The sequence below is a fragment of the Streptomyces sp. NBC_00513 genome (assembly GCF_041431415.1).
Taxonomy (GTDB): domain Bacteria; phylum Actinomycetota; class Actinomycetes; order Streptomycetales; family Streptomycetaceae; genus Streptomyces.
Genome location: NZ_CP107845.1, coordinates 2,430,729 through 2,454,601, shown reverse-complemented (window position 1 = coordinate 2,454,601; position 23,873 = coordinate 2,430,729). Strand labels below are relative to the sequence as shown.

Here is a 23,873-nt window from a genome sequence, read left to right as displayed (position 1 = left end):
ACGAACTCCGGTCCGGGGAACGAACCCCGCCCGTCGTACGCACTCCGGTCGGGGCTCCGGGAACGAGGGGGATCAGCCCCGGTACAGCGCCTCGATCTCGTCCGCGTAGTCCTTCGCCACCACGTTCCGCTTGAGCTTCAGCGACGGCGTGATGTGGCCCGACTCCTCCGTGAACTGGGAGGGCAGAATGCGGAATTTCCGCACCGATTCCGCCTTGGAGACCGCCGCGTTGCCGTCGTCCACTGCCTTCTGGACGGCTGCGATCAGATCCGCGTCCTCGCGCAGCTCCGCCGCCGTCACACCGGCCGGCTTGCCGTTCTCGGCGGCCCAGCGGCCCAGGAACTCCTCGTCGATGGTGACCAGCGCGGCCACGAACGGCCGCGCGTCGCCCACCACCATGCACTCCGCGACCAGCGCGTGGGCACGGATGCGGTCCTCGATCACCGCGGGCGCCACGTTCTTGCCGCCCGCCGTGACGATGAGTTCCTTCTTGCGTCCGGTGATCGCGAGGTAGCCGTCCTCGTCGAGGGTGCCGACGTCGCCGGTGTGGAACCAGCCGTCGGTGAGCGCCTCGGCGGTCGCCGTCTCGTTCTTCCAGTACTCCTTGAAGATGTGCTCGCCGTGCAGCAGCACCTCGCCGTCGTCGGCGATGCGCACCACGGAGCCCGGCAGCGGCTGACCGACCGAACCGATCTTCTGGCGGTCCCACGGGTTGAAGGCCGTGGCCGCGCAGGACTCGGTCAGGCCGTAGCCCTCCAGCACCGTGAAGCCGATGCCGCGGAAGAAGTGACCGAGCCGCTCGCCCAGGGGGGCGCCGCCGGAGATCGCGTACTCGCCGCGCCCGCCGAGGACCGTGTGCAGCTTGCTGTAGACCAGCTTCGAGAACAGCTTGTGCTTGAGCCGCAGCCCGAGGCCGGGGCCGCCCGGGGCGTCCAGCGCACGGCTGTACGCGATGGCCGTCTCGGCCGCGGCGTCGAAGATCCGGCCCTTGCCGTCGGCCTGGGCCTTGGCGCGGGCCGAGTTGTAGACCTTCTCGAAGACGCGCGGCACGCCGAGGATCAGCGTGGGCCGGAACGACTGGAGTTCGTCGGTGAGGTTCTTGATGTCCGGTACGCAGCCCAGCCGGATCGGCGCCAGGACGGCCGCCACCTCCACCAGACGCCCGAAGACGTGCGCGGCCGGCAGGAAGAGCAGCACGGAACACTCGCCGGTGCGGAAGAGCGGGCCGAGCCGCTCGACGACGTTGCCGCACTCCGCGAAGAAGTTGCGGTGCGTCAGCACGCAGCCCTTGGGGCGGCCCGTGGTGCCCGAGGTGTAGACGATGGTCGCCGGGTCGTCGGCGTTCGCCAGGGCCGTGCGCTCGTCGACCTCGGCGTCCGTGACCCCGGCGCCGGCGGCGCGGAGCGCGGCGGGGGCGCCCTGCTCGATCTCCCAGACCTCGCGCAGCTCCGGCAGCCTGTCGCGCAGACCGGCCAACGTCGCACTGTGGCCGGGGCTCTCGACGACGACGGCGCTCGCGCCGGAGTCGCCGAGGATCCACTGGATCTGCTCGGGGGAGCTGGTCTCGTAGACCGGCACCGTGACGCCGCCCGCGGTCCAGATGGCGAAGTCGAACAGCACCCACTCGTACCGGGTGCGGGAGATCAGGGCCACCCGCTCACCGGGGCGGATGCCGGACGCGATCAGACCCTTGGCCGTGGCCCGGACCTCGGCCAGGAACTCGGTCGCGCTCACGTCCTGCCATCTGCCGTCCACCTTGCGGCTCATGACGGCGACGTCGGGATGCTGAGCGGCGTTGCGGCGGATGAGATCCGTCAGGTTCCCGTCCGACGGGACCTCGTACAGGGCCGGAAGGCTGAACTCGCGCAAGACTGCTGCTCCTCTGGGCGCCATCGCCACCATGTGGACCGACCGGACGTTACCCACCGGTAGTGGGTTCCGGATAGAGGGAACCGGCCAGATGTTCCATGCGTCACACGACACGGACGTGCCGAGCCGACACTAGTCGACCCCGTTCACGACTCGGAAGTAACCGCAGGTCCGCCGACCGCGGGGCTGCCCCTACCCGTCGGGCCCGGGCGCCCCTAGGGTGGCGGCATGGTGGGCAGGGAGAGTCGTACGCGGGTTCATGTCGTCAGTGACGTCCACGGCAACGCCGAGGCGCTCGCACGGGCCGGAGAGGGCGCCGACGCCCTGATCTGCCTCGGTGACCTGGTGCTCTTCCTCGACTACGCGGACCACTCGCGCGGCATCTTCCCCGATCTGTTCGGCGTCGAGAACGCCGACCGCATCGTGGAACTGCGCACCGCCCGCCGTTACGGGGAAGCGCGCGATCTCGGCCGGCGGCTGTGGGCCGGCCTCGATCGGGAGACGCTGATCGAGGGAGCGGTGCGACGCCAGTACGCCGAGATGTTCGCCGCGTTCCCGAATCCCACGTACGCCACCTACGGCAACGTCGACATGCCGGGCCTGTGGCCGCAGTACGCGGGACCGGGCACGACCGTGCTCGACGGGCAGCGGGTGGAGATCGGCGGCCGGGTCTTCGGCTTCGTGGGCGGCGGGCTGCCCTCGCCCATGCGGACCCCGTACGAGGTGGACCCCGAGGAGTACGCGGCCAAGGTGGAGGCCCTGGGCGAGGTGGACGTGCTGTGTTCGCACATCCCGCCGGAGGTGCCGGAGCTCTGCTACGACACGGTGGCCAGGCGGTTCGAGCGGGGCAGCGAGGCCCTGTTGGACGCGATCCGGAGGACCCGCCCGAGGTACGCGCTGTTCGGGCACGTGCACCAGCCGATGGCCCGGCGGATGCGGATCGGGGCGACGGAGTGCGTGAACGTCGGACACTTCGCCTCCACGGGGCGGCCGTGGGCGATGGAGTGGTGAGCAGAGCCGTCCGGTCCCGCGCCGCCCGCGCCGCCCGCGCCCCCCGCGCCGACGGCCGGCACGGCCGTCATCGCGGGACCGGGGAGGCACTGGAGTGGCCGGCCCCGCACGCGCGGTAGCCTTCACGCGGCGGCCGGAGGCCCCCGCACACTTGTCGAATACTCCCCGGAGGAGCGACCGCGATGGCGGAACACACCAGCTCGAGCATCACGATCGAGGCGGCCCCGGCCGACGTCATGGCCGTGATCGCCGACTTCGCCCGCTACCCCGAGTGGACCGGCGAGGTGAAGGAGGCCGAGGTACTGGCCACCGACGCCGCCGGCCGCGCCGAGAAGGTCCGCCTGCTGCTCGACGCCGGCGCGATCAAGGACGACCACACGCTCGCCTACTCCTGGACGGGCGCCGACGAGGTCAGCTGGACGCTGGACAAGTCGCAGATGCTCCGCCAGCTGGACGGCTCCTACCGGCTCGCCCCGCTGGACGGCGGCAAGCGCACCGAGGTCACCTACCAGCTGACCGTGGACGTCAAGATCCCGATGCTCGGCATGATCAAGCGCAAGGCCGAGAAGGTCATCATCGACCGCGCCCTCGCGGGCCTGAAGAAGCGCGTCGAATCCGCCTGAGCGCACGCCGGAGTCGGCCGACTCCGGCCTCGCCGCCGTTCGAGGCGCGGGGCCCTGGACGGAGCCCCGCCGGAGGGCGCACCCCGGGCGGAGCCCGGCCCGCACCCCCTCACAGGAGCACCGCACCATGCACACCCTGCTGATCACCGGCCCCGGCGGAGCCGGTCGGACCACCGTGGCCGCGGCCACCGCCCTCGCCGCCGCGCGGCAGGGGCGCCGCGTACTGCTGCTGTCCGGTGACCCCGGCGCCCCCGACGACCGCCTGGTCGAGCTGCTGGGGCCCACCACCGGCCCCGTCGCGGAGGTCGCGCCCGGACTGAGGGCCGTCCCCGTCGCCCACGGGATCCGGGCCGCGCGCATCGACTCCGGCGAGGAGTTCCGGGCCGAACTCGTCACCCTCCAGGAGCGGGGCGCCTCCCTGCTCGGGATGCTCGGCGGACGGCCGCTCGGGTCGGAGGAACTCACCGAACTCCCCGGCGCCGAACAGTTCGCCCTGCTCAGGGCCCTGCGCCGAGCCGCCTCGGCCCCCGGCGTCGATCTCCTGATCGTGGACATGCCCCCGCTGCACCAGGCGATTGCCACCCTCGCGCTCCCCGCCCAACTGCGCCGCTACCTGGCCCGACTGCTGCCCGCGCAGCGGCAGGCGGCCCGAGCCCTGCGCCCCGTCCTCGCCCAGCTCGCCGGGGTACCCATGCCCGCCCAGTGGCTGTACGACGCCGCTGCCCGCTGGGACGAGGAACTGGCCGCCGTCGAGGCCGTCGTCGAGTCGCCCGCGACCGAGCTGCGCCTGGTGGCCGAGCCCGGACCCGCCTCCGACGACGCGCTGCGCACCGGCCGGCTCGGGCTCGCCCTGCACCGGCTCCCGGTCGCCTCCCTCGTCGCGAACCGGACGGTCCCGCGGGACTCCGCCGACCCGTGGGTCGCCGACCTCGCCGCCCGACAGCGGAAGTACACCGACCAGTGGGCCGCCGAGCTGACCGTGGCCCCGCTCGCGCACCTCGGTCGGGACCCCCGTGATCTGCGGGACCTGACCCTGCTCGCCGACACCGAGGGCATCGCCCCCCGGGAGGCCGCCGTGTACCGCCGCGCCTGGGCCGTCGAGGACCGACTCGCCGAGGACGGGGTACTGGTCTGGGCCGTGCCGCTCCCCGGCGCCCGCAAGTCCGACCTGGACCTGATCCGGCGCGGCGACGAACTGCTGCTCACGGCCGGCCCGTACCGCAGGATCGTTTCGCTGCCGTCGGCGCTCCGGCGCTGCACCGTCTCCGGCGCGGCCCTGACCGACGGCGAGCTGCGCGTCCGCTTCACCCCGGATCCACAGCTGTGGCCCCGCGAGCGCTGAGGCCCGTACCCCCGTTCGGGTACCGTCGAAGGTAGTCCGTCCCGTACGTCCCGCATCCGCCGCAGGAGTCCGCCATGAGCGAGGCCACCGACCGCCCCATCGACGACGACGCCTGGGCCAAGGCCTGCGCCGAGGACCTCGCAGCGGAGAAGGAGCGCCGCAGGGCGGGGCAGGGCCAGGCGGGCCCCGGCACCGGCAGTGCCTCCGAGGAACTGTTCAAGCTCTTCGAAGCCGTCGCCGACAAGGTCTCCGCCCTGAACAACCCGCTGCTCGGCGCCGCCGCCCAGGGCGCCGTGCGCCAGTTCGTCACCCAGGCCAAGACCGCCGCCAAGCCCGTCATCGAACGCAACCCCGAGGTCTTCGACCACCTCGCGGCGGCCGGCTCCGAGCTGCTCGCCGCCTACCGGTCGGCCGTCGAGGGCCACGAGCGCCGCTGGACCCGCGACGAGGCCGCGCCGTCCGCTCCGGGCCCCCGCGCGGAAAGCGCCCCCCACAGCCCCGGCACCGGGCGCGACGACCGGGAGGAAGGTCCCGATTCCGGCCCTTCCGAGCGGATCGATCTCGACTGATCCTCCGTCGCGCTCGGGTACGGTGGGCCGTGGCGGGGTTTGACCGGAAACCGAGGGACTAATGGGACTCACCATCGGCGTCGACATCGGCGGCACGAAGATCGCGGCCGGCGTGGTCGACGAAGAGGGCACCATCCTTGAGACGTACAAGGTGCCCACCCCGCCGACCGCGGACGGGGTGACGGACGCGATCTGCGCCGCCGTGTCCGAGGTCAGCAGCAACCACACCATCGACGCCGTCGGCATCGGCGCCGCCGGATACGTGGACGACAAGCGCGCCACCGTGCTCTTCGCGCCGAACATCAACTGGCGCCACGAGCCGCTCAAGGACAAGGTCGAGCAGCGCATCGGCCTGCCGGTCGTCGTCGAGAACGACGCGAACTGCGCGGCCTGGGGCGAGTACCGCTTCGGCGCCGGCCAGGGCCACGACGACGTCATCTGCATCACGCTCGGCACGGGCCTCGGCGGCGGCATCATCATCGGCAACAAGCTGCGGCGCGGACGCTTCGGCGTCGCCGCCGAGTTCGGCCACATCCGGGTCGTCCCGGACGGCCTGCTGTGCGGATGCGGCAGCCAGGGCTGCTGGGAGCAGTACGCCTCCGGGCGCGCGCTCGTCCGGTACGCCAAGCAGCGCGCCAACGCCACCCCCGAGAACGCCACGACCCTGCTCGCGCTCGGCGACGGCACCCCCGAGGGCATCGAGGGCAAGCACATCAGCGAGGCGGCCCGGGCCGGCGACCTGGTCGCCATCGACTCCTTCCGCGAGCTGGCCCGCTGGGCCGGCGCGGGGCTGGCCGACCTGGCGTCCCTGTTCGACCCGTCCGCGTTCATCGTCGGCGGCGGTGTCTCCGACGAGGGCGACCTCGTCCTGGACCCGATCCGCAAGTCCTTCAAGCGCTGGCTGATCGGCGGCGCCTGGCGCCCGCACGCGCAGGTCCTCGCCGCGCAGCTCGGCGGCAAGGCCGGCATGGTCGGCGCGGCCGACCTCGCCCGCCAGGGCTGACGCACCCGGTTCCCTCCGCTGCCCGCCGCGCCCCCTGTGGGAGCGGCGGGCAGCTGCGTATCTTGCGGGGCATGGACCTGCCGAAGTCGCATACGGAGCCCGACGGTTCAGCCGTGATCCGGGTACTCAGCTACAACATTCGCTCGCTGCGCGACGACGAGGACGCGCTCGCCCGCGTGATCCGGGCGTGCGAGCCCGACCTGGTGTGCGTCCAGGAGGCGCCGCGCTTCTTCCGGTGGCGCAAACACGCGGCGCGACTGGCGTCGAAGTGCGACCTGGTGGTGCTCGGCGGCGGTGCGACGGCGGCCGGTCCGCTGCTGCTGTGCTCGCTGCGGGCGCACGTGGAGCACACCCGGGACGTCCTGCTGCCGTTGAGGCCGGGACTGCACCGCAGGGGCTTCGCGACGGCCGTCGTCCGCTTCGGGCCCGCACCCGGGACCAGGGTCGGCGTCCTCAGCGCCCACCTGCCGCTGGACGCGGGGGAACGGGAGGAACACGCGGGGCTGCTGCTGGAGCGGCTGGCGGGCATGGACGTCCCGTACGCAATCGCCGCGGGCGACGTCAACGAGGGCCCGGAGGGCCGGGCCTTCGGCCTGCTGGCCGCGGAACTCCAGGACTGCCGGGCCGTGGCGCCGTGGGGCGGGGAACACACCTGGCTCCGGTCCGGGGAGCCGAGGCGGATCGACGCCGTCTTCGCGTCGAAGGGGGTCGAGGTGCTGGGCTGCGGGGTCCCGACGGGCCTTCCCGGGGTCACGGACGCGGACCTGCGGGCCGCCACCGACCACCTCCCGGTGCTGGCGGCGCTGCGCCTCGGCGCCGGCCCGGCACCGGGCTGAGCCGCCCGGTGCGACGCCGGCGGGTGCCTCGCACCGGGGCGGCGTCGCACCGGGGCCCGGCCGGGCCCCGAACGGATCCGGGAGGGACGCCCGGGATCCGGGGAGGGACGCCCGGGATCCGGGAGGGAACGCCCTAGACGACCGCTCCGCGCCCCGGGTCGTCCTCGTCGTCGTCGTCGTGCGACATGCGGGCCACCAGGGTGGCGAAGCCGCCCAGGAAGCCGCCGATGCCCAGGGTGGTCAGCCACCAGGTCATCTCCCACTGGAGCAGCACCGCCACGAGCAGCAGCACCGGCCCGCCCACGACCGCCAGCCAGGCGAACTTGGAGGTGGTGTCCGCCGCCGGGAGCTCGGGCTCCGGAGGAACGAAATGGCCCTCGTCCGCCCGGTCCTCGGGCGTCACGTCCTCGTCCTTCGGCTCGACCGGCGAGTGGTCCCGGGGGCCCGCCCCGCCCACGCCCGGCGCGAAGGTCACCGAGCTGCCCAGCGGCCCGGCGGGGGCCGGCGGGTCACCGGGACCGGCGTCCTTCTCCGGGGGCTTCGCGACCGAGGGGGGCGTCGGTTGGACGTCCTCCTCGGGCAGCATCAGGTTCTCGATCGGTCGGAACGGTCTGGATCCCGGCGGGTCCGGCGGTTCCTGCCCGTACCCGGCGACGATCGCCGCCCACGCGGCCTCCTCGTCCAACGGGGGAACACCCCCGGACGACTCCTCGTGCTCAGCCACCGCTGGCCGCCCCCTCCCTGCCGACGCTCTTCGAGAGCCGTCCGACGAACGCAAAACTGTCCGCGAAGATCCGCTCCGCGTCATGGTCCAACGTCGCGACGTGGTAGCTCTGTTCCAGCAGGGTCTCGGTCACGTCCGTGGACGAGATCCGGGACAGCACCCGCGCCGAGTCCACGGGCGGGACGACGTGGTCCTGCGGGCTGTGCAGCAGCAGCACCGGCTGGGTGACCTGGGGCAGCTCGGCGTCCACCAGGCGCAGGAACGCGCGCAGCGAGTGCGCGGCCCGCGTCGGGACCCGGTCGTAGCCGACCTCCACCGATCCCGGCTTCGCGATGTCGTTGGCGACGCCCGGCGTGGAGCGGATGACGTGCTTGGCCACCGGAAGGGCGAAGGCCAGCGGGTCGTGCACCTTGTTGGCCGGGTTGACCAGGACGATGCCGCTGACCGAGTCCCCGTGCTTGGCGGCCAGGCGCAGGGTCAGCGCGCCGCCCATCGACAGTCCGAAGACGAACACCTGCTCGCACCGGTCGAGCAGCTCGCGCAGCGCGCGGTCGACCTCGGCGTACCAGTCCTGCCAGCCCGTGAGTTGCATGTCCTGCCAACGCGTCCCGTGCCCGGGCAGCAACGGCAGCGACACCGTCAGCCCCCGCTCGGCCAGGTACTCGGCCCAGGGGCGCAGCGACTGCGGGGAACCGGTGAAGCCGTGGCAGAGCAGTACGCCGACCTCTCCGCCCTCGTGGCGGAACGGCTCTGCTCCAGGGAGGACGGGCACCAGGGTCTCCTTGTTGATCGGAAGGCGAGGGGGATGAGGGGGCGATGAGGGGGTACGGGTGCGTAGCGCTGTGTGACTTCACCGTACGCGACCGGGGTGGTACCGACCAGGGTCGTAGGACCGCTCCCGGGGGAGCCAGGGGATAAGGTCTGTTCGACAGACACAGGAAGGCTTTCGAGTTGATCTACGGCGCAATGAAGTTCTCGATCGGCGGTTCCCTGAAGCTCGCCTTCAGGCCGTGGGTGGAGGGCCTCGAAAACATTCCCGCTGAGGGGCCGGCGATCCTCGCGAGCAACCACCTGTCCTTCTCGGACTCCTTCTTCCTTCCGGCCGTGCTCGACCGGAAGGTGACCTTCATCGCGAAGGCGGAGTACTTCACCTCCCCCGGCGTCAAGGGCAAGCTGACGGCCGCCTTCTTCAAGGGCGTCGGCCAGCTCCCGGTGGACCGCTCCGGAGCGCGCGGTGCCGGCGAGGCCGCCATCAAGAGCGGCATCGACGTCATCGAACGCGGAGAGCTGTTCGGTATCTACCCCGAGGGGACGCGTTCACCCGACGGTCGCCTCTACCGCGGCAAGCCCGGCGGTCTGGCCCGGGTGGCACTCGCCACCGGAGCCCCGGTCATCCCGGTCGCGATGATCGACACCGAGAAGATCCAGCCGCCCGGCAAGGTGGTGCCGAAGCTGATGCGACCCGGCATCCGGATCGGCAAGCCGCTGGACTTCAGCCGCTACCACGGCATGGACGGGGACCGGTTCATCCTGCGCTCGGTGACCGACGAGGTCATGTACGAGATCATGAAGCTCTCGGGCCAGGAGTACGTCGACATCTACGCGACGGCCGCCAAGCGGCAGATCGCGGACGCCGAGAAGGCCGCCAAGGCCGAGAAGGCGGACAAGGGCGAGCAGGGCGCGGAGTAGCGGGGCGGGCGACACCGCCCGTACGGGGTGGGGGAGATGGCGAAGCGCGAGCGCGTCGTGCGCATGTCGGTCGAGCAGCCGCTGTGGCGGGCCCTGACGGGCTACCGGCTGCTGACCATGATCTACGCGGTGCTGCTGTTCGCCTCCGCGTACAAGGAGTACGACCACCCCGGCGTCGCGGTCGGCTACCTCGCGGTCCTCGCCGTCTGGACGTTGGCCACCCACCGCCGGGTGGCCAACGCGGCGAGCTGCACCAAGCCCTTCCTCGGCGCCGACCTCGGTGTCGCCATCGCCGGGATCCTGCTCACCCCGCTCGCCGACAACGCGGAGCGGATCGCGGGCGGCGGCCCCACGCTCCCCAGCATCTGGACGGCCGGCTCGGTCCTCGCCTTCGCCCTCAAGGGCGGCTGGCGGTGGGCCGGCTTCGCCTCCACCTTCGTGGCCGCCGCCAACATCGTGGTCCACGGCGGCGATCCCACCCGCGACACCCTCCACAACGTCCTGCTGGTCTGGGTCGCCTCCATCGCCATCGGCTACGTGGTCGAGGTCGCCCGGGCCAGTGAGGCCACGCTGGCCCGCGCCCTGGAGATCGAGGCCGCCACCCGCGAACGCGAGCGGCTGGCCCGAGACATCCACGACGGGGTCCTCCAGGTCCTCGCGATGGTCCAGCGGCGCGGCACCGAACTGGGCGGCGAGGCGGCCGACCTGGGCCGGATGGCGGGGGAGCAGGAGGTGGCGCTGCGCACCCTGGTCTCCAGCGGACTCGTGCCCACCTCCCGGATCTCCCGCGACGAGTCGCTCGGCGCGCTCGTGGACTCCTACGACGACGAGGAGCCGGCCGCCGGGAACGGCGAGCTGGACCTGCGCGGCCTCCTCGCCCCCCACGCCGGCTCGAAGGTGAGCTTCGCCGAGCCCGGCACCCCGGTGCCGCTCCCGGCGCCCGCGGCGCGGGAGCTGGCGGCGGCGGTCGGGGCCGCCCTCGACAACGTGCGCAAGCACGCGGGGGAGGGCGCCCGGGCCTGGATCCTGGTCGAGGACTGGGGCGACGAGGTCATCGTCACCGTTCGCGACGACGGCCCCGGCATCCCGGCCGGTCGGCTGGACCAGGCGGAGGGCGAGGGCAGGATGGGCGTCGCCCTGTCGATCCGGGGCCGACTGCGCGATCTCGGCGGCACTGCCGAGCTGGTGTCCGTCCCCGGACAGGGCACCGAAGTGGAACTGAAAGTACCGAGGGGGAGAACCCAGTGACCGAGCCCACCGAGTCCCATGAGCTCAGCGGCATCAAGGTGATGGTCGTCGACGACCACCCGATGTGGCGGGACGCGGTCGCCCGCGACCTGGCCGCCGCCGGCTTCGACGTCGTGGCCACCGCCGGCGACGGCCCGGAGGCGGTCCGCCGCGCCCATGCCGCCGCCCCGCACGTCCTGGTCCTCGACCTCAACCTGCCCGGCATGCCCGGCGTGCGGGTCTGCAAGGAACTGGTCGGCGCCGACCCGGCCCTGCGCGTGCTCGTGCTCTCCGCGAGCGGCGAGCACGCCGACGTCCTGGAAGCGGTGAAGTCGGGTGCGACCGGCTACCTGCTGAAGTCCGCAGGGGCCGCGGAGCTCATCGACGCCGTCCGCCGTACGGCCGCCGGCGACCCGGTGTTCACCCCCGGCCTCGCCGGTCTCGTCCTCGGCGAGTACCGCCGGCTGGCCACCGACCCGGCGCCGGCCGCCGCCAACGAGCCCAAGGCCCCGCAGCTGACCGACCGGGAGACCGAGGTGCTGCGGCTGGTGGCCAAGGGGCTCTCGTACAAGCAGATCGCGGAGCGGCTGGTCATCTCCCACCGCACGGTGCAGAACCACGTCCAGAACACCCTGGGCAAACTCCAGCTGCACAACCGGGTGGAGCTCGTCCGGTACGCCATAGAGCGCGGCCTGGACGACGCGTAGTCCCGTACACGCGGCTCCGTACACGGGGTCCCCTCGCGCGTAGTCCCCGTTCGAGTGAACGGGTGTGCGGTAACGCCCCCTGAATCCACCGGAATTGCCTCTTCCCGGCATCTTGCTGTGACCTGAGTCACCATTAGCGTGACGGTCGTGCGGGCTCATTGGGCTCAGTGGGCCCTGTTGCCGAAGGGAGATGCCATGAAGGTCGGAGTGCTGACGGGCGGCGGAGACTGCCCCGGGCTCAACGCGGTCATCCGGGCCGTCGTCCGCAAGGGCGTGCAGGAGTACCAGTACGAGTTCCTCGGCTTCAAGGACGGCTGGCGCGGCGCGGTCACCGGGGACACGGTCCCGCTCGACATCCCGGCCGTGCGCGGGATCCTGCCGCGCGGCGGGACCGTCCTCGGCTCCTCGCGCACCAACCCGTTCAAGCTGGAGAACGGGGTCCGCCGGATCAAGGAGAACCTCGCGAAGTTCGAGGTCGACGCCCTCGTCACGATCGGCGGCGAGGACACCCTCGGGGTGGCCGCCAAGCTGTACGAGGAGTACGGCATCCCCTGCGTGGGCGTGCCGAAGACCATCGACAACGACCTCTCGGCCACCGACTACACCTTCGGCTTCGACACGGCCGTCGGCATCGCCACCGAGGCCATCGACCGGCTCCACACCACGGCCGAGTCGCACATGCGGGTGCTGGTCGTCGAGGTCATGGGGCGCCACGCCGGCTGGATCGCGCTCCATTCCGGCCTGGCCGGCGGGGCCAACGTCATCCTCATTCCCGAGCAGCGCTTCGACGTGGACCAGGTCTGCGCCTGGGTCACCTCCCGCTTCAAGGCGAGCTACGCGCCGATCGTGGTCGTCGCCGAGGGCGCGATGCCCACGGACGGCGAACTGGTGCTCAAGGACGCGGCGACGGACTCCTTCGGGCACGTGCGGCTGTCGGGCGTCGGCGAGTGGCTCGCCAAGGAGATCGAGGCGCGGACCGGCAAGGAGGCCCGTACGACGGTCCTCGGGCACGTCCAGCGCGGCGGTACCCCCAGCGCCTTCGACCGCTGGCTGGCCACCCGCTTCGGGCTGCACGCCGTCGACGCGGTGCGTGACGGCGACTTCGGCAAGATGGTCGCCCTGAAGGGGACGGACATCGTCCGGGTGCCGATCCTGGAGGCCACGTCGAAGCTCAAGACGGTGGACCCGGCGCTCTACGCGGAGGTCGGCGTCTTCTTCGGCTGAGCCGGAGCGCGTGTGCGGATCATGGGTCGTATCGTGACAAAGGGCCCATGATCCGATGCGGGCGACGGCGCGGTACGGGAGCGAACGTGGAGATCCTCGCATTCGGGGTGCAGGCGGACGAGAAGCCGCTCATGGAGAAGGCGTTCGCGGGCCGGCACGAGGTGCGCTGCCTGGACGTGTTCCTGAGCGAGGACACCGCCCCCATCGCGGCCGGGTACGAGATCGTCTCGTCGAGCGTCAACGCCGACCTCGGCGGCCGGGTGCTGCGGATCCTGGCCGACGGCGGGACCCGGATGATCGCCCAACGCTCCACCGGCTTCAACAACATCGACCTCGACGCGGCCCGGGAACTCGGCCTGACCGTCAGCCGGGTCTCGTCCCACTCGCCGTTCTCGGTGGCCGAATTCGCCTGGACCCTCGCGATGGCCGTCAACCGCAGCATCGTGCGGGCCTCGAACCGCACCCGGGACTTCGACTTCCGCCTCACCGGACTGATGGGCCGTGACATGCGGGGCCGCACGGTCGGCGTCCTCGGCACCGGGAAGATCGGCGAGGCCTTCACCCGGATCGCGCGCGGCTTCGGCATGAACCTGCTGGGCTGGGACGTGACGCGGAACCCGGCCTGCGTGGAACTCGGCATGAAGTACGTGGACAAGGACACGCTGTTCGTCGAGTCGGACCTGATCAGCCTGCACCTCCCGCTGCTGGACGCCACGCGGCACATCGTCGACGGTGCGGCGCTGCGGCTGATGAAGGACGACGCGATCCTGGTCAACTCCAGTCGGGGCGCACTCGTGGACACGGACGCGCTGGTGGACGAGCTCCGGGCGGGGCGGTTCGCGGGCGTCGGCCTGGACGTGTACGAGGCGGAGGCCGGACTGTTCTTCACGGACCGCTCCCTGGAAGCCGTGGAGGACGACACCCTCGCCCGACTGATCACCTTCCCGAACGTGGTGGTGACCTCGCACCAGGCGTACTACACCCACGACGCGGTGGGCCAGATCGTCGACGCCACCCTCGCGAACGTGCGGGACTACCTGGCCGGCCGCCGCTCCGGGAACACCCTGTCGCCGTGAGCACCCCGCCACTGTCGCCGTCGCCCCGAGCCGCGCGCGACGCCGGCGGGAGCCGGGCGGGGCCCCCGCCGACACCCGGGCCTCAGGCCGGGGCGGCCGCCCGTACGCCCGTCAGCAGGTCGCGCAGCAGCTCCGCCCCGCGCAGGGTGAGCACCGACTCCGGGTGGAACTGCACCCCCGCGAAGCCCGCCGCCGACCGCAGCGCGTGCACCTCGCCCGTCGCCGGATCCCGCGCGACCTCGACCCCGCTCAGCGCCTGCCGCTCCGCGAGCTCCGCCGTGCAGTGCGCGGTGTACGTGTTGTAGAACCCGACCACCTCGGACGTCCCGAACAGGTCGATCCGGGTCTGCGCCCCCTGCGCCGGCTCCGCCTTGCGGCCCAGCGGGAAACCAAGCTCGGCGGCCAACAGCTCGTGCCCCAGGCACACGCCCAGCAGCCCGTGCCGGTGACCCGCCAGCAGCTCCGCCGTCAGCGCGCGCAACGTCCGCATCCTCGGGTCGGACGTGTCCGCCGGGTTCCCCGGCCCCGGTCCCAGGACGACCGGCCCCACCCAGGCCAGGGCCGCCGCCCGCAGCCCGGGATCGTCGTGGCGGCGCACGGTCACCTCCACGCCGGTCACCCGCAGCACGTGGGCCAGCATCGCCGTGAAGGTGTCCTCGCCGTCCACCACCAGCGCGTGGCCCGGCGCCGCGGCCGGCCGCTCCTGCATCCGCAGCCAGAAGGGGGCCAGGTCCGCTCGCCGCGCCGCCAGGGCCGCCTGCACCCGGGGGTCGCCCGCGAGCGGCCCCCCGGTCGCCGCGGGACGGGGCGCGGGGGCCCGCACCCCCAGCGCGGCCAACACCCCGGCCGCCTTCGCGTGCGTCTCGGCCACCTCGCCCGCCGGGTCGGAGTGCCGCACCAGCGTCGCCCCGACCGGTACGCGCAGGGTCCCGTCGGGCGCGATGTCGGCCGTGCGGATCAGGATCGGCGAGTCCAGGGTCTGCGCCCCGGCCGCGTCCGTGCCCAGCAGGGCCAGCGCGCCCGCGTAGTAGCCGCGGCCGCCGCTCTCGTACCGTTCGATCACCCGGCAGGCGTTCTGCACCGGCGAGCCCGTCACCGTCGCCGCGAACATGGTCTCCCGGAGCACCTCGCGCACGTCCAGCGAGGAACGGCCGCGCAGCTCGTACTCGGTGTGCGCGAGGTGGGCCATCTCCTTCAGCCGGGGCCCGACGACCACCCCGCCCATGTCGCCGACCGTGCACATCATCTTGAGTTCCTCGTCGACGACCATCGACAGTTCCTCGGTCTCCTTGCGGTCGCCGAGGAAGGCCAGCAGCGAATCGGCCGTCGGCCCGGTGGCGGGATAGCGGTAGGTGCCGCTGATCGGGTTCATCACGACCGTCCCGCCGGACATGCGCACGTGCACCTCCGGACTGGCCCCGACCAGCGTGCGCTCCCCGGTGTGCACGACGTACGTCCAGTACGCGCCCCGCTCGCCGAGCAGCAGCCGCCGGAACAGGGCCAGGGCGTCCGCCCGCCCGAAGCCCTCGATCCGCCCCTCGTAGGTGCGCCGGATGACGAAGTTCGCGCCCTCGCCGCGCCCGATCTCGTCCTCGATGACGCGCTCCACGGTGGCCGCGTACCGCGCGTCGGGGACGTCGAAGCCGCCGTCCTCGACCCGCACCTCGTGGTCCGGCAGCGCCGCGAGCACCTCGGCCAACGGCAGCTCGTACGCCTCCTCGGCCGCCAGCACGCTCAGCGGCGTGCCGTCGTCACGCACGTCGAATCCCCGCTCCCGGATCTGTCGGAACGGCACCAGGGCCAGCGTGGGCAGCTCCCCGACGGGCAGGTCGGCGAGGTGCTCGGCGGTGTGGACCGGGCCGATCAGCAGCTCGACGGTGTCGTGGTCGCGGCCGGGGGTGCGGCGGCGCAGCAGGGCGAACGGCGGGCAGGAGTCGTCGAGCAGTCTGCTGATGTCCATGGGCGGGCGTCCTTCTCGGAGATCTCGGAGGAGATGGGGTGAGAGGGGCCGGCCCGGGCCCGGAAACGCCGAAGGCCGCCCCTCGGGCGGCCTTCGCGTCGTTCGAGTCGTCTACGTACGCGCGAGGAGTGGGCCGCCGGAAGCGGGCCACCACCAGTTCTGGTTCGAGTGCGCGTACATGCCGCCGACGATAGCCCACGCCGGGGAGGCAGACGAAGCGTCCGCGGGGGCGGGTCGCATTCCGAGAGACATCCGTCTCAGGAAGTGGGCACCGGGCTGGACGCGACGTGCGACGCCGTAATGTGTACGAGGTGACCGTGAACGCTGAAACCCAAGCCCCCGCCACCAAGGCGACCTGGCGAGACCTTCCCGCGGCGCAGCAGCCTTCGTACCCCGATGCCGAGGCCCTGCGCGCTGTCGTCGCGGACCTCGAGTCGTATCCTCCCCTCGTGTTCGCGGGTGAGTGCGACCAGCTGCGCGCCCGTCTGGGAGCCGTCGCCAAGGGCGAGGCGTTCCTGCTGCAGGGCGGCGACTGTGCCGAGGCCTTCGACGCCGTGTCCGCCGAGCACATCCGTGCCAAGCTGAAGACGCTGCTCCAGATGAGCGCCGTCCTGACGTACGCCGCCTCCGTGCCGGTCGTCAAGGTCGGCCGCATCGCCGGCCAGTACTCCAAGCCGCGCTCCAAGGACACCGAGACCCGCGACGGCATCACCCTGCCGACCTACCGCGGCGACTCCGTCAACGGCTTCGCCTTCACCGAAGAGGACCGGATCCCGGACCCCGAGCGGCTGAAGCGCATGTACCACGCGTCGGCCTCCACGCTGAACCTGGTCCGCGCCTTCACCACCGGCGGCTACGCCGACCTGCGCCAGGTGCACGCCTGGAACCAGGACTTCGTGAAGTCCTCCCCGTCCGGGCAGCGCTACGAGCAGCTCGCGCGGGAGATCGACAACGCGCTGAACTTCATGAAGGCCTGCGGCACCGACCCGGCCGAGTTCAAGGCGGTCGAGTTCTACGCCTCCCACGAGGCGCTGCTCCTGGACTACGAGGGCGCGCTGACCCGCACCGACTCGCGGACCGGCAAGCTGTACGACACCTCGGGCCACATGGTCTGGATCGGTGAGCGCACCCGCCAGCTGGACCACGCGCACATCGAGTTCTGCTCGCGGATCGCCAACCCGATCGGCATCAAGCTCGGCCCCACGACCACCGTGGACGAGGCGCTGACCTACATCGACCGCCTGGACCCCGAGCGCGAGCCCGGTCGGCTCACCTTCGTCGTCCGCATGGGCGCCGACAAGGTCCGCGACAAGCTCCCCGAGCTGGTCGAAAAGGTCACCGCGTCCGGTGCGACCGTCGCCTGGGTCACCGACCCGATGCACGGCAATACCTTCGAGGCGGCGTCCGGCCACAAGACGCGTCGCTTCGACGACGTGCTCGACGAGGTCAAGGGCTTCTTCGAGGTCCACAAGGCGCTGGGCACCCACCCGGGCGGCATCCACGTCGAGCTCACCGGTGACGACGTCACCGAGTGCGTGGGCGGCGGCGACGAGATCTTCGTCGACGACCTGCACCAGCGCTACGAGACGGCCTGTGACCCGCGGCTCAACCGCAGCCAGTCCCTGGACCTCGCGTTCCTGGTGGCCGAGATGTACCGCGACCAGTAGGACGCGGCGCGCGATCAGTACGTGGCTTCGTACGACGGTGGGGCACGGATCGATGTGATCCGTGCCCCACCGTCGTATCCAGGTCTTTTAGGGGACCCTAAGTTTGGGTATGGTTAGGTAAGCCTCACCGAATAGGGGATGGCTCGTCGAACCATTCCTGCCAGGGAGGTGAACCGCGTGTACGTCTGCTCTTGTTTCGGGATCACCGACAAGCAGGTCAAGGACCACGCGGCTGCCGGGGCGTGCACCCCCCGCCAGATCGCCTCGGAGACCAAGGCCGGAACGGACTGCGGTTCGTGCGTGCGGACCATCCAGGGAATCCTCGGCCGCGGGGCGTGCCCCCGCCGCGAACTGCTGGAGACGGGCAACGCGGCGGCCGTGCTCGCCGCCGACCCGCAGCTCGCCGAAGCGGCCTAGCGGACCGAAGTGGCCCGGCTCGCCGAAGCGGCCCGGCGCACCGGCGCGGCTCAGCTCTCCGGCTGCTCGATCAGCTGCGCGATGTAGAGCGGCTCCCCGATGCTCTCGATCAGTTCCAGCTGGGTGTCGAGGTAGTCGATGTGGTGCTCCTCGTCCTCCAGGATCTCCTCGAAGAGGCGCGCGGAGGTGATGTCACCCTTGCCGCGCATGACCTCGATGCCGCGCTTGAGGCGGTCGATGGCCTCGACCTCGACCTGGCGGTCCGCCTGGAACATCTCCGTCAGCGTCTGGCCCACGCGGACGTGGAAGAGGCGCTGATAGTTGGGCAGACCGTCGAGCATGAGGATGCGCTCGGTGATCTTGTCCGCGTGCTTCATCTCGTCGATGGACTCGGCACGGGTGTAGTTGGCGAGCTTCGTCCAACCCTTGTTGTCCTGGATGCGGTAGTGCAGCCAGTACTGGTTGATCGCCGTGAGCTCGCCGGTCAGCTGCTCGTTGAGAAACTCAAGGACCTCGGGGTCGCCCTGCATCGCAGAGGCTCCTTCCAAGCAATGTCAGCTAAGTGACTGGGCAGGTGCGCGCATCCTTGCACCGCCACCCGGGGGCGTCCAGTAAGTGCCTCCTTAGTGGGAGTTGCCGTGACTTGCCCGAATCGGTCCAGACCTGGTCATGACCACCCCGACGAGTCTGTCACCATGGAGTCATGGGTCAGCCGGAAAGCCGGGAATCTCCGGAAGCAGAGCAGTTCGAGCTTCCTCCGGGCCAACGGTTGCAGCGCGGCTGGCCGGTCACCCACTACGGCCCGGTCCCCAAGTTCAAGCCGGACCGCTGGGAGTTCCGCGTCTTCGGCGCGACGGCCGACGGTGACAAGCACTGCTGGAACCACGAGGAGTTCGCGGCCCTGCCGTTCGAGTCGGTCGTGGCCGACCTGCACTGCGTGACGAAGTTCAGCATGCTCGGGGCCGAATGGGGCGGGGTCCGCGCCCGCACCGTCCTCGCCCTCGCCCCGCCGGCCCCCCAGGTCACGCACGTGATGGTGTGGGCCGAGTACGGCTTCAGTTCGAACATGCGATTGGCGGATTTCGCCGCGGACCGGACGGTCTTCGCCACCCATCAGGGTGGCGAACTGCTGACCGCCGAGCATGGTTTCCCCCTGCGTCTCGTGGTCCCGCACCTCTACGCCTGGAAGGGCCCCAAGTGGGTCCGCGGCATCGAGTACATGACCGCCGACCGGCGGGGTTTCTGGGAGGAGCGGGGCTACCACAACGTCGGTGACCCCTGGCGCGAGCAGCGCTACTCGTACCAGGAGGAGCCGGGGGACGGTCCGGAGCTCTGACCGCCGCGTTTCAGTGGTGGTACCGGTGGACGACCGCGTGTCCCTTGCCGCGGCCGATCATCCACTTGTTGACCGGTGTGGTGATCACGAAGGCGGCCGCGAGCGCGATGGCCAGCACGATCCAGAACAGCGGGTCCGAGAGGTGGGCGTCCATGGCGCCCGGCCACAGGGCGATCACCCCGTTGTCGATCAGCTCCATCACGGCGATCGAGAGGGTGTCGGCCGCCAGCGCCACCCGGACGGCCGTGCGGAGGTCCACGCCGGCGCCGAGGACGCCGCGCAGGGTGAGCGCGTAGCCGAAGAAGAACGCGAGGACGATCGCCAGGATCATCGTGGCCAGGTTGCCCCAGCCCAGCGCGGTACCGATGATCATGCCCAGCACCTCGCCGATGGCGCATCCGGTGAGGCAGTGCAGGGTGGCCTTCGCGGCCATGGCCCAACTGACCCGGCCGCGGGCGTCGTGGCCGTGGCCGCCGTCGGGGGTGCTGCCGTGGTGGTCGGCGCGTTGGTGTTCGGGTTGTTCGTGGTGTGCGTGCGCGTGATCCATCGAATGCCCCCTGGGAACGGCTGAGGAACGGGTCTGCGACAAGCGGAACCGTATACCCCCCAGGGGTATTCCCGGGCGTTCGCCGCCCGGTGTGTCACCTCGGGCCGCGCAGCTCCTTCAGCAGCGCCACATCCGCCGCGTGACCCTCTTTGCCGCCCGGCGTCTCGATGATCAGCGGTACCCCGTCCATCGCCGCGTGGGTGAACAGCTCGGCGAACGCCTCCCGGCCGATGTGCCCCTGGCCGATGTTCTCGTGCCGGTCCTTGTGGGCGCCGACACCCTCCTTGGAGTCGTTGGCGTGGACGAGTTTCAGCCGGCCCTCGCCCACCGTCTCCACCAGGAGATCCAGCGTCCGCTTGGTGCCGCCCGTCTCCGCCAGATCGTGCCCGGCCGCGAAGACGTGGCAGGTGTCCAGGCAGATCCCGAGCTTCGGATGGTGGTCCAGGGCGTCGAAGTACGGCCCGAAGTCCCAGGTGCGCGAGCACAGGGAGAACCCCTGACCGGCCGTGGACTCCAACAGCAGGAACGGGTCGTCGTCGTGCGTCAGTTCCTCCAGGAGCGGCAGCATGTGCTCCCTGACCTGCGCGTACGCCTCCTCGCGCGGTCGGCCCCCGGTGGCGGAGCCGGTGTGGACGACCACGCCGCGCGCACCGATCTCACGGCCCCGGCGCAGCGAGTGCCGCAGGGAGTCCACCGACTTCTCGACGGTCGCCCCGGTGTGCGAGCCGAAGTTGATCAGGTACGGCGCGTGCACGTACGCGGGGATCGACTCCCGCGCGCACTCCTCACGGAACAACTCGTCCTGCGCCGGGTTCCCGACGGGGGTCGCCCACCCGCGAGGATTGGCCACGAAGACCTGGACGGCCTCGGCACCCATCTCGCGGGCGTACGAGAGCCCGACCGAGGCGAGGCCGCCCGCGACGGGGACGTGCCCGCCCACCGGATTGCGTGTCACGCCTACAGCCCCTTGGTCCTGATCGTGATCGTGCTGCCCTCGGCGGCGTTCTGGCCGCCCGGCACGGACTGGCTCTCCACGGTGTTGCTGAACGACAGGAACGGCCGGTCCACCTTCACCTTGAAGCCCGATCCCTCCAGCGCCTTCCGGGCGGCGTCCACGTCCTGGCCGGTGACATTCGGCACCTGGACCTGGCGGGGCCCCTTGGAGAGGGTCAAGGTGACCGTGTCGCCCGCGGCGGCCTGGGTGCCGGCCCCGATCGACTGGTTGGCGACCGTACCGGCGGGCGAGGCGGAGTTGACCTGCTCGGCCGCCGTACCCACCTTCAGGCCGAGGGCCTCCAGGGCCGAACGGGCCTCGTCCGCGGACCGGCCGGTGACGCTCGGCACCCGGACCGGGCTGCCCTTGCTGACGACGAGCGCCACCGCCGTGTCGGGGGCCCGCTTCTCCCCGCCCGCCGGATCGCTGCTGATGACGGAGCCCTGGGCGACGTCCTCGCTGAACGACTGGGTGACGATCCCGGGCGCCAGCCCGACCGCCGCCAGCTCCGCCTTCGCCGCCTCCAGAGGCTTGCCCTTCAGGGCCGGCACGCTCACGACCTCGGGGCCGCGGGAGAGGGTGATCGTCACGGCGTCGTTGCCGCGGATGCGCTTGCCGCTCGGCGGGTCGGTGTTCATGACGGTGCCGCGGTCGAAGGCGTCGCTGAACTTCCGGTTCACGCCCTTCACGCCGAGCCCGGCCGCCGACAGCTGCGACCTGGCCTCCTGCTCCGACTTGCCGAGCAGGTTGGGGACCTTCGTGAACTGCCCGGAGTTGATGTACCAGACGCCGGCCCCCAGACCGAGGGCCAACAGTATTCCCGCGACGATCAGCAGCGGGCCGCGGCGCGCTGCGCGCAGGCCCCCCGCCGGCCGACGCCGGGGCGGGATCGGCGCGGGCGACTCCAGGCGGGAGGTGTGGTGCACGGACTGCTGCGCCGTGACGGGCCGCGCGATCACGCTGGTGCGGTCCTCGGAGGCGGGCCGGACCTCGGCGCGGGCCTGCGGCGGCTCGGCGTCGAGTTCCGCGTCGGTCAACCGGGCGCGGGCTTCGAGCGTCAGTCCGAGCAGGGCGGCGGCGTCGGAGGGGCGCTGCTCCGGGCTGCGGGCCGCCGCCAGCGCGACGAGCTCGTCCAGGCCGGCGGACAGCCCGGGGACGGCGGCCGACGGGGCCGGGACGTCCTCGTTGAGGTGCTGGTAGAGCACCTGGGCGGGGCTGCCGCCGTTGTGCGGCTTGGCGCCCGTGAGCATCTCGTACAGGACGACACCGCAGGCGTAGACGTCCACGCGGGTGTCGGTGATCCCGTTCTCGATCTGCTCGGGCGCGAGGTAGGAGACGGTGCCGAGGACCGAACCGGTGGTGTTCGTGACGGAGTCCACACTGCGCACCAGCCCGAAGTCGGCGACCTTGACCCGGCCGTCGTCGCCGATCAGCACGTTCTCGGGCTTCATGTCCCGATGGACGAAACCGGCCCGGTGGGCGGCGCCGAGGGCGGCGAGGACCGGTTCGAGGATGTCCAGGGCCGCCCGGGGACGCAGCGCGCCCCGCTCGCGGAGCACGTCGCGCAGGGTGCAGCCGGAGACGTACTCCATGGCGAGGTACGTGTACGGGCCGTCCGTCCCCTGGTCGAAGACCGCGACCACGTTGGGGTGGGCGAGCCGCGCCACGGACTTCGCCTCACGGATGAAGCGGTCGACGAAGGCGCCGTCGGCGGCCAGGGCCGGGTGCATCACCTTCAGCGCGAGGATCCGGTCGAGACGGGTGTCGAGGGCCCGGTAGACCGTGGCCATGCCGCCGGCCGCGATTCGGGCGTCGACGCGGTAGCGGCCGTCGAGCACGCGCCCGACGAGGGGGTCATCCAGGGTCGTATCCACCCGGCGATTCTACGAGCGGCGCGGAGTGCGCCGACGCGGGCGGGGTGGTTGCAGCGCACCTGTGACGTGCCCGGCGCCTGGCCGGCGGGGCCCTCGGGGGTGTCCGGGCGTCTCGGCCTCGCCGGCGGTACGGGCCGGGCCCGGCATTCTCAGCCCCGCCGGCGTTTGAGGCGCGAGTCCGGGCAGAGCCCCGGGAACCCCGGCCATTTCAGCCCCGCCGGCGTTTGAGGCGCGGGGTCTGGGGCGGAGCCCCGGGAAACCCCGGCTCCGCCGGGCACCGGGCTCCGCCCGGACCCGTGCCTCAAACGCCGGCGAGGCTGAGTGTGGCCCCGCGCCTCAAACGCCGGCGGGGCTGGTATTGCCCGGGAGGCGCCGGAGGCTAGAAGGCGGGGCGTTCCGGGTCGAGGGTGGCGCGGCCCTCGGTGGGGGAGGAGGCCTCGGCGAAGCGGCGCTGGGGGATGCGTCCCGCGCGGTGGGCGAGGCGCCCCGCCGAGACGGCGTCCCGCATGGCGGCCGCCATCAGCGCGGGCGACTGGGCCCGGGTGACGGCCGACGCCAGCATGACGGCGGCGCACCCCAGCTCCATGGCCAGCGCCGCGTCCGAGGCGGTGCCGGCGCCCGCGTCCAGGATCACCGGGACCCCGGCCCGCTCCGTGATCAGTTCGAAGTTGTGCGGGTTGCGGATGCCCATGCCGGAGCCGATGGGGGAGCCCAGCGGCATGATCGCCGCGCAGCCCACGTCCTCCAGCTTCCGCGCCAGCACCGGGTCGTCGTTGGTGTACGGGAGCACGGTGAAGCCCTCGTCGACCAGGATCTCTGCGGCGTCGAGCAGTTCGACGCCGTCCGGGAGCAGGGTGCGCTCGTCGGCCACGACCTCCAGCTTGACCCAGTCCGTGCCGAGTGCCTCGCGGGCCAGCCGCGCGGTCAGCACGGCCTCGCCGGCCGTGAAACAGCCCGCGGTGTTCGGCAGGACCGCGATGCCCAGCCGGGAGAGCACGGACAGCACCGACCCCTGGACCGTCGGGTCCAGGCGGCGCATGGCCACGGTGGTCAGTTCCGTGCCGGAGGCGATCAGGGCGCGTTCCAGGACGTCCAGGCTGGGTGCGCCGCCCGTGCCCATGATCAGGCGGGAGGTGAAGGTCCGGCCGCCGAGGGAGAAGAGGTCGTCCGCCATCGCC

Annotated in this window: 23 protein-coding genes; 14 read left to right on the top strand and 9 right to left on the bottom strand. The window is 72.0% G+C overall.

The window, feature by feature from the left end:
- Positions 1-72: 72 nt before the first annotated feature.
- Positions 73-1,869: a long-chain fatty acid--CoA ligase gene (locus OHA84_RS11550; RefSeq protein ID WP_266971858.1), complete on the bottom strand. Its 1,797-nt coding sequence runs from the start codon at positions 1,867-1,869 to the stop codon at positions 73-75.
- Positions 1,870-2,097: 228 nt separating this feature from the next.
- On the opposite strand from OHA84_RS11550, the gene OHA84_RS11545 reads away from it, so the two are divergent.
- The 6 genes from OHA84_RS11545 to OHA84_RS11520 all read left to right on the top strand — a co-directional run bounded on the left by OHA84_RS11545 (position 2,098) and on the right by OHA84_RS11520 (position 7,253).
- Entirely contained in the window at positions 2,098-2,880 is a 783-nt protein-coding gene (locus OHA84_RS11545; RefSeq protein ID WP_053676052.1) for a metallophosphoesterase, read from the top strand.
- Positions 2,881-3,062: 182 nt separating this feature from the next.
- The gene (locus tag OHA84_RS11540; protein WP_053676051.1) at positions 3,063-3,503 is read left to right on the top strand and encodes an SRPBCC family protein; all 441 of its coding nucleotides are present in this window, start codon (positions 3,063-3,065) and stop codon (positions 3,501-3,503) included.
- 127 nt (positions 3,504-3,630) lie between these two features.
- Positions 3,631-4,845, top strand: a complete 1,215-nt coding sequence (locus tag OHA84_RS11535) for an ArsA family ATPase (protein WP_053676050.1) — start codon at positions 3,631-3,633, stop codon at positions 4,843-4,845.
- 74 nt (positions 4,846-4,919) lie between these two features.
- On the top strand, positions 4,920-5,414 hold the full coding sequence (locus OHA84_RS11530; RefSeq protein WP_266971861.1) for a DUF5304 domain-containing protein: 495 nt from the start codon (positions 4,920-4,922) through the stop codon (positions 5,412-5,414).
- A 61-nt stretch (positions 5,415-5,475) separates the two neighbouring features.
- On the top strand, positions 5,476-6,417 hold the full coding sequence (locus OHA84_RS11525) for an ROK family glucokinase (protein WP_053676048.1): 942 nt from the start codon (positions 5,476-5,478) through the stop codon (positions 6,415-6,417).
- A gap of 71 nt (positions 6,418-6,488) precedes the next feature.
- Positions 6,489-7,253: an endonuclease/exonuclease/phosphatase family protein gene (locus OHA84_RS11520; RefSeq protein ID WP_053676047.1), complete on the top strand. Its 765-nt coding sequence runs from the start codon at positions 6,489-6,491 to the stop codon at positions 7,251-7,253.
- A gap of 133 nt (positions 7,254-7,386) precedes the next feature.
- Here the strand turns inward: OHA84_RS11520 and OHA84_RS11515 are convergent, their stop codons facing one another.
- Positions 7,387-7,977 carry a hypothetical protein gene (locus OHA84_RS11515; protein WP_053676046.1) on the bottom strand — a complete coding sequence of 197 codons (591 nt, stop codon included), beginning with the start codon at positions 7,975-7,977 and terminating at the stop codon, positions 7,387-7,389.
- Complete coding sequence (locus tag OHA84_RS11510; RefSeq protein ID WP_053676045.1) at positions 7,970-8,749, bottom strand: carboxylesterase; 780 nt, start codon at positions 8,747-8,749, stop codon at positions 7,970-7,972. Before OHA84_RS11510 ends, OHA84_RS11515 begins: the two co-directional genes overlap by 8 nt.
- 194 nt (positions 8,750-8,943) lie before the next feature.
- Here OHA84_RS11510 and OHA84_RS11505 point away from each other — a divergent pair, with 194 nt between their 5' ends.
- The 5 genes from OHA84_RS11505 to OHA84_RS11485 all read left to right on the top strand — a co-directional run bounded on the left by OHA84_RS11505 (position 8,944) and on the right by OHA84_RS11485 (position 13,900).
- Positions 8,944-9,666 (top strand): 1-acyl-sn-glycerol-3-phosphate acyltransferase, encoded by a 723-nt coding sequence (locus OHA84_RS11505; protein ID WP_053676044.1) that lies wholly within the window; start codon positions 8,944-8,946, stop codon positions 9,664-9,666.
- Positions 9,667-9,702: 36 nt separating this feature from the next.
- Positions 9,703-10,914: a MacS family sensor histidine kinase gene (gene macS / locus OHA84_RS11500; RefSeq protein ID WP_266971864.1), complete on the top strand. Its 1,212-nt coding sequence runs from the start codon at positions 9,703-9,705 to the stop codon at positions 10,912-10,914.
- Between the two features lie 41 nt (positions 10,915-10,955).
- Positions 10,956-11,600 (top strand): response regulator transcription factor, encoded by a 645-nt coding sequence (locus tag OHA84_RS11495; RefSeq protein WP_053676133.1) that lies wholly within the window; start codon positions 10,956-10,958, stop codon positions 11,598-11,600.
- Between the two features lie 195 nt (positions 11,601-11,795).
- A complete protein-coding gene (locus tag OHA84_RS11490) occupies positions 11,796-12,824 on the top strand; it encodes a 6-phosphofructokinase (RefSeq protein WP_053676042.1) in 1,029 nt (342 codons plus the stop codon).
- Between the two features lie 86 nt (positions 12,825-12,910).
- Entirely contained in the window at positions 12,911-13,900 is a 990-nt protein-coding gene (locus tag OHA84_RS11485; protein ID WP_266971867.1) for a 2-hydroxyacid dehydrogenase, read from the top strand.
- An 82-nt stretch (positions 13,901-13,982) separates the two neighbouring features.
- Here OHA84_RS11485 and OHA84_RS11480 read toward each other — a convergent pair whose 3' ends face one another.
- Entirely contained in the window at positions 13,983-15,860 is a 1,878-nt protein-coding gene (locus OHA84_RS11480) for an anthranilate synthase family protein (RefSeq protein WP_266947137.1), read from the bottom strand.
- 311 nt (positions 15,861-16,171) lie between these two features.
- On the opposite strand from OHA84_RS11480, the gene OHA84_RS11475 reads away from it, so the two are divergent.
- Together OHA84_RS11475 and OHA84_RS11470 are read left to right on the top strand one after the other, a co-directional pair.
- Positions 16,172-17,527, top strand: coding sequence for a class II 3-deoxy-7-phosphoheptulonate synthase (locus tag OHA84_RS11475; protein WP_053676132.1), 1,356 nt, complete (start codon positions 16,172-16,174; stop codon positions 17,525-17,527).
- 138 nt (positions 17,528-17,665) lie between these two features.
- Positions 17,666-17,944, top strand: coding sequence for a bacterioferritin-associated ferredoxin (locus tag OHA84_RS11470; RefSeq protein ID WP_078998454.1), 279 nt, complete (start codon positions 17,666-17,668; stop codon positions 17,942-17,944).
- 50 nt (positions 17,945-17,994) lie between these two features.
- Here OHA84_RS11470 and bfr read toward each other — a convergent pair whose 3' ends face one another.
- Positions 17,995-18,474, bottom strand: coding sequence for a bacterioferritin (gene bfr, locus OHA84_RS11465; RefSeq protein WP_053676038.1), 480 nt, complete (start codon positions 18,472-18,474; stop codon positions 17,995-17,997).
- Between the two features lie 173 nt (positions 18,475-18,647).
- On the opposite strand from bfr, the gene OHA84_RS11460 reads away from it, so the two are divergent.
- On the top strand, positions 18,648-19,280 hold the full coding sequence (locus tag OHA84_RS11460) for a sulfite oxidase-like oxidoreductase (protein ID WP_053676037.1): 633 nt from the start codon (positions 18,648-18,650) through the stop codon (positions 19,278-19,280).
- A 10-nt stretch (positions 19,281-19,290) separates the two neighbouring features.
- Here the strand turns inward: OHA84_RS11460 and OHA84_RS11455 are convergent, their stop codons facing one another.
- The 4 genes from OHA84_RS11455 to OHA84_RS11440 form a co-directional block, all read right to left on the bottom strand.
- Positions 19,291-19,827, bottom strand: coding sequence for a DUF4396 domain-containing protein (locus OHA84_RS11455; protein ID WP_371591357.1), 537 nt, complete (start codon positions 19,825-19,827; stop codon positions 19,291-19,293).
- Between the two features lie 94 nt (positions 19,828-19,921).
- Positions 19,922-20,782, bottom strand: a complete 861-nt coding sequence (locus OHA84_RS11450; protein ID WP_266971871.1) for a deoxyribonuclease IV — start codon at positions 20,780-20,782, stop codon at positions 19,922-19,924.
- A gap of 2 nt (positions 20,783-20,784) precedes the next feature.
- Positions 20,785-22,695, bottom strand: coding sequence for a Stk1 family PASTA domain-containing Ser/Thr kinase (gene pknB, locus OHA84_RS11445; RefSeq protein WP_266971873.1), 1,911 nt, complete (start codon positions 22,693-22,695; stop codon positions 20,785-20,787).
- Positions 22,696-23,074: 379 nt separating this feature from the next.
- Positions 23,075-23,869 carry a thiazole synthase gene (locus OHA84_RS11440; RefSeq protein WP_053676033.1) on the bottom strand — a complete coding sequence of 265 codons (795 nt, stop codon included), beginning with the start codon at positions 23,867-23,869 and terminating at the stop codon, positions 23,075-23,077.
- Positions 23,870-23,873: the final 4 nt, after the last annotated feature.

Bases quoted from the DNA above. Each gene is read 5' to 3' on its own strand.
- OHA84_RS11545 (WP_053676052.1), top strand. From the start codon at position 2,098: ATGGTGGGCAGGGAGAGTCGTACGCGGGTTCATGTCGTCAGTGACGTC.
- OHA84_RS11540 (WP_053676051.1), top strand. From the start codon at position 3,063: ATGGCGGAACACACCAGCTCGAGCATCACGATCGAGGCGGCCCCGGCC.
- OHA84_RS11535 (WP_053676050.1), top strand. From the start codon at position 3,631: ATGCACACCCTGCTGATCACCGGCCCCGGCGGAGCCGGTCGGACCACC.
- OHA84_RS11530 (WP_266971861.1), top strand. From the start codon at position 4,920: ATGAGCGAGGCCACCGACCGCCCCATCGACGACGACGCCTGGGCCAAG.
- OHA84_RS11525 (WP_053676048.1), top strand. From the start codon at position 5,476: ATGGGACTCACCATCGGCGTCGACATCGGCGGCACGAAGATCGCGGCC.
- OHA84_RS11520 (WP_053676047.1), top strand. From the start codon at position 6,489: ATGGACCTGCCGAAGTCGCATACGGAGCCCGACGGTTCAGCCGTGATC.
- OHA84_RS11505 (WP_053676044.1), top strand. From the start codon at position 8,944: ATGAAGTTCTCGATCGGCGGTTCCCTGAAGCTCGCCTTCAGGCCGTGG.
- macS (WP_266971864.1), top strand. From the start codon at position 9,703: ATGGCGAAGCGCGAGCGCGTCGTGCGCATGTCGGTCGAGCAGCCGCTG.
- OHA84_RS11495 (WP_053676133.1), top strand. From the start codon at position 10,956: ATGGTCGTCGACGACCACCCGATGTGGCGGGACGCGGTCGCCCGCGAC.
- OHA84_RS11490 (WP_053676042.1), top strand. From the start codon at position 11,796: ATGAAGGTCGGAGTGCTGACGGGCGGCGGAGACTGCCCCGGGCTCAAC.
- OHA84_RS11480 (WP_266947137.1), bottom strand. From the start codon at position 15,860: ATGGACATCAGCAGACTGCTCGACGACTCCTGCCCGCCGTTCGCCCTG.
- OHA84_RS11470 (WP_078998454.1), top strand. From the start codon at position 17,666: ATGGCTCGTCGAACCATTCCTGCCAGGGAGGTGAACCGCGTGTACGTC.
- bfr (WP_053676038.1), bottom strand. From the start codon at position 18,474: ATGCAGGGCGACCCCGAGGTCCTTGAGTTTCTCAACGAGCAGCTGACC.
- OHA84_RS11460 (WP_053676037.1), top strand. From the start codon at position 18,648: ATGGGTCAGCCGGAAAGCCGGGAATCTCCGGAAGCAGAGCAGTTCGAG.
- OHA84_RS11455 (WP_371591357.1), bottom strand. From the start codon at position 19,827: ATGGATCACGCGCACGCACACCACGAACAACCCGAACACCAACGCGCC.
- OHA84_RS11440 (WP_053676033.1), bottom strand. From the start codon at position 23,869: ATGGCGGACGACCTCTTCTCCCTCGGCGGCCGGACCTTCACCTCCCGC.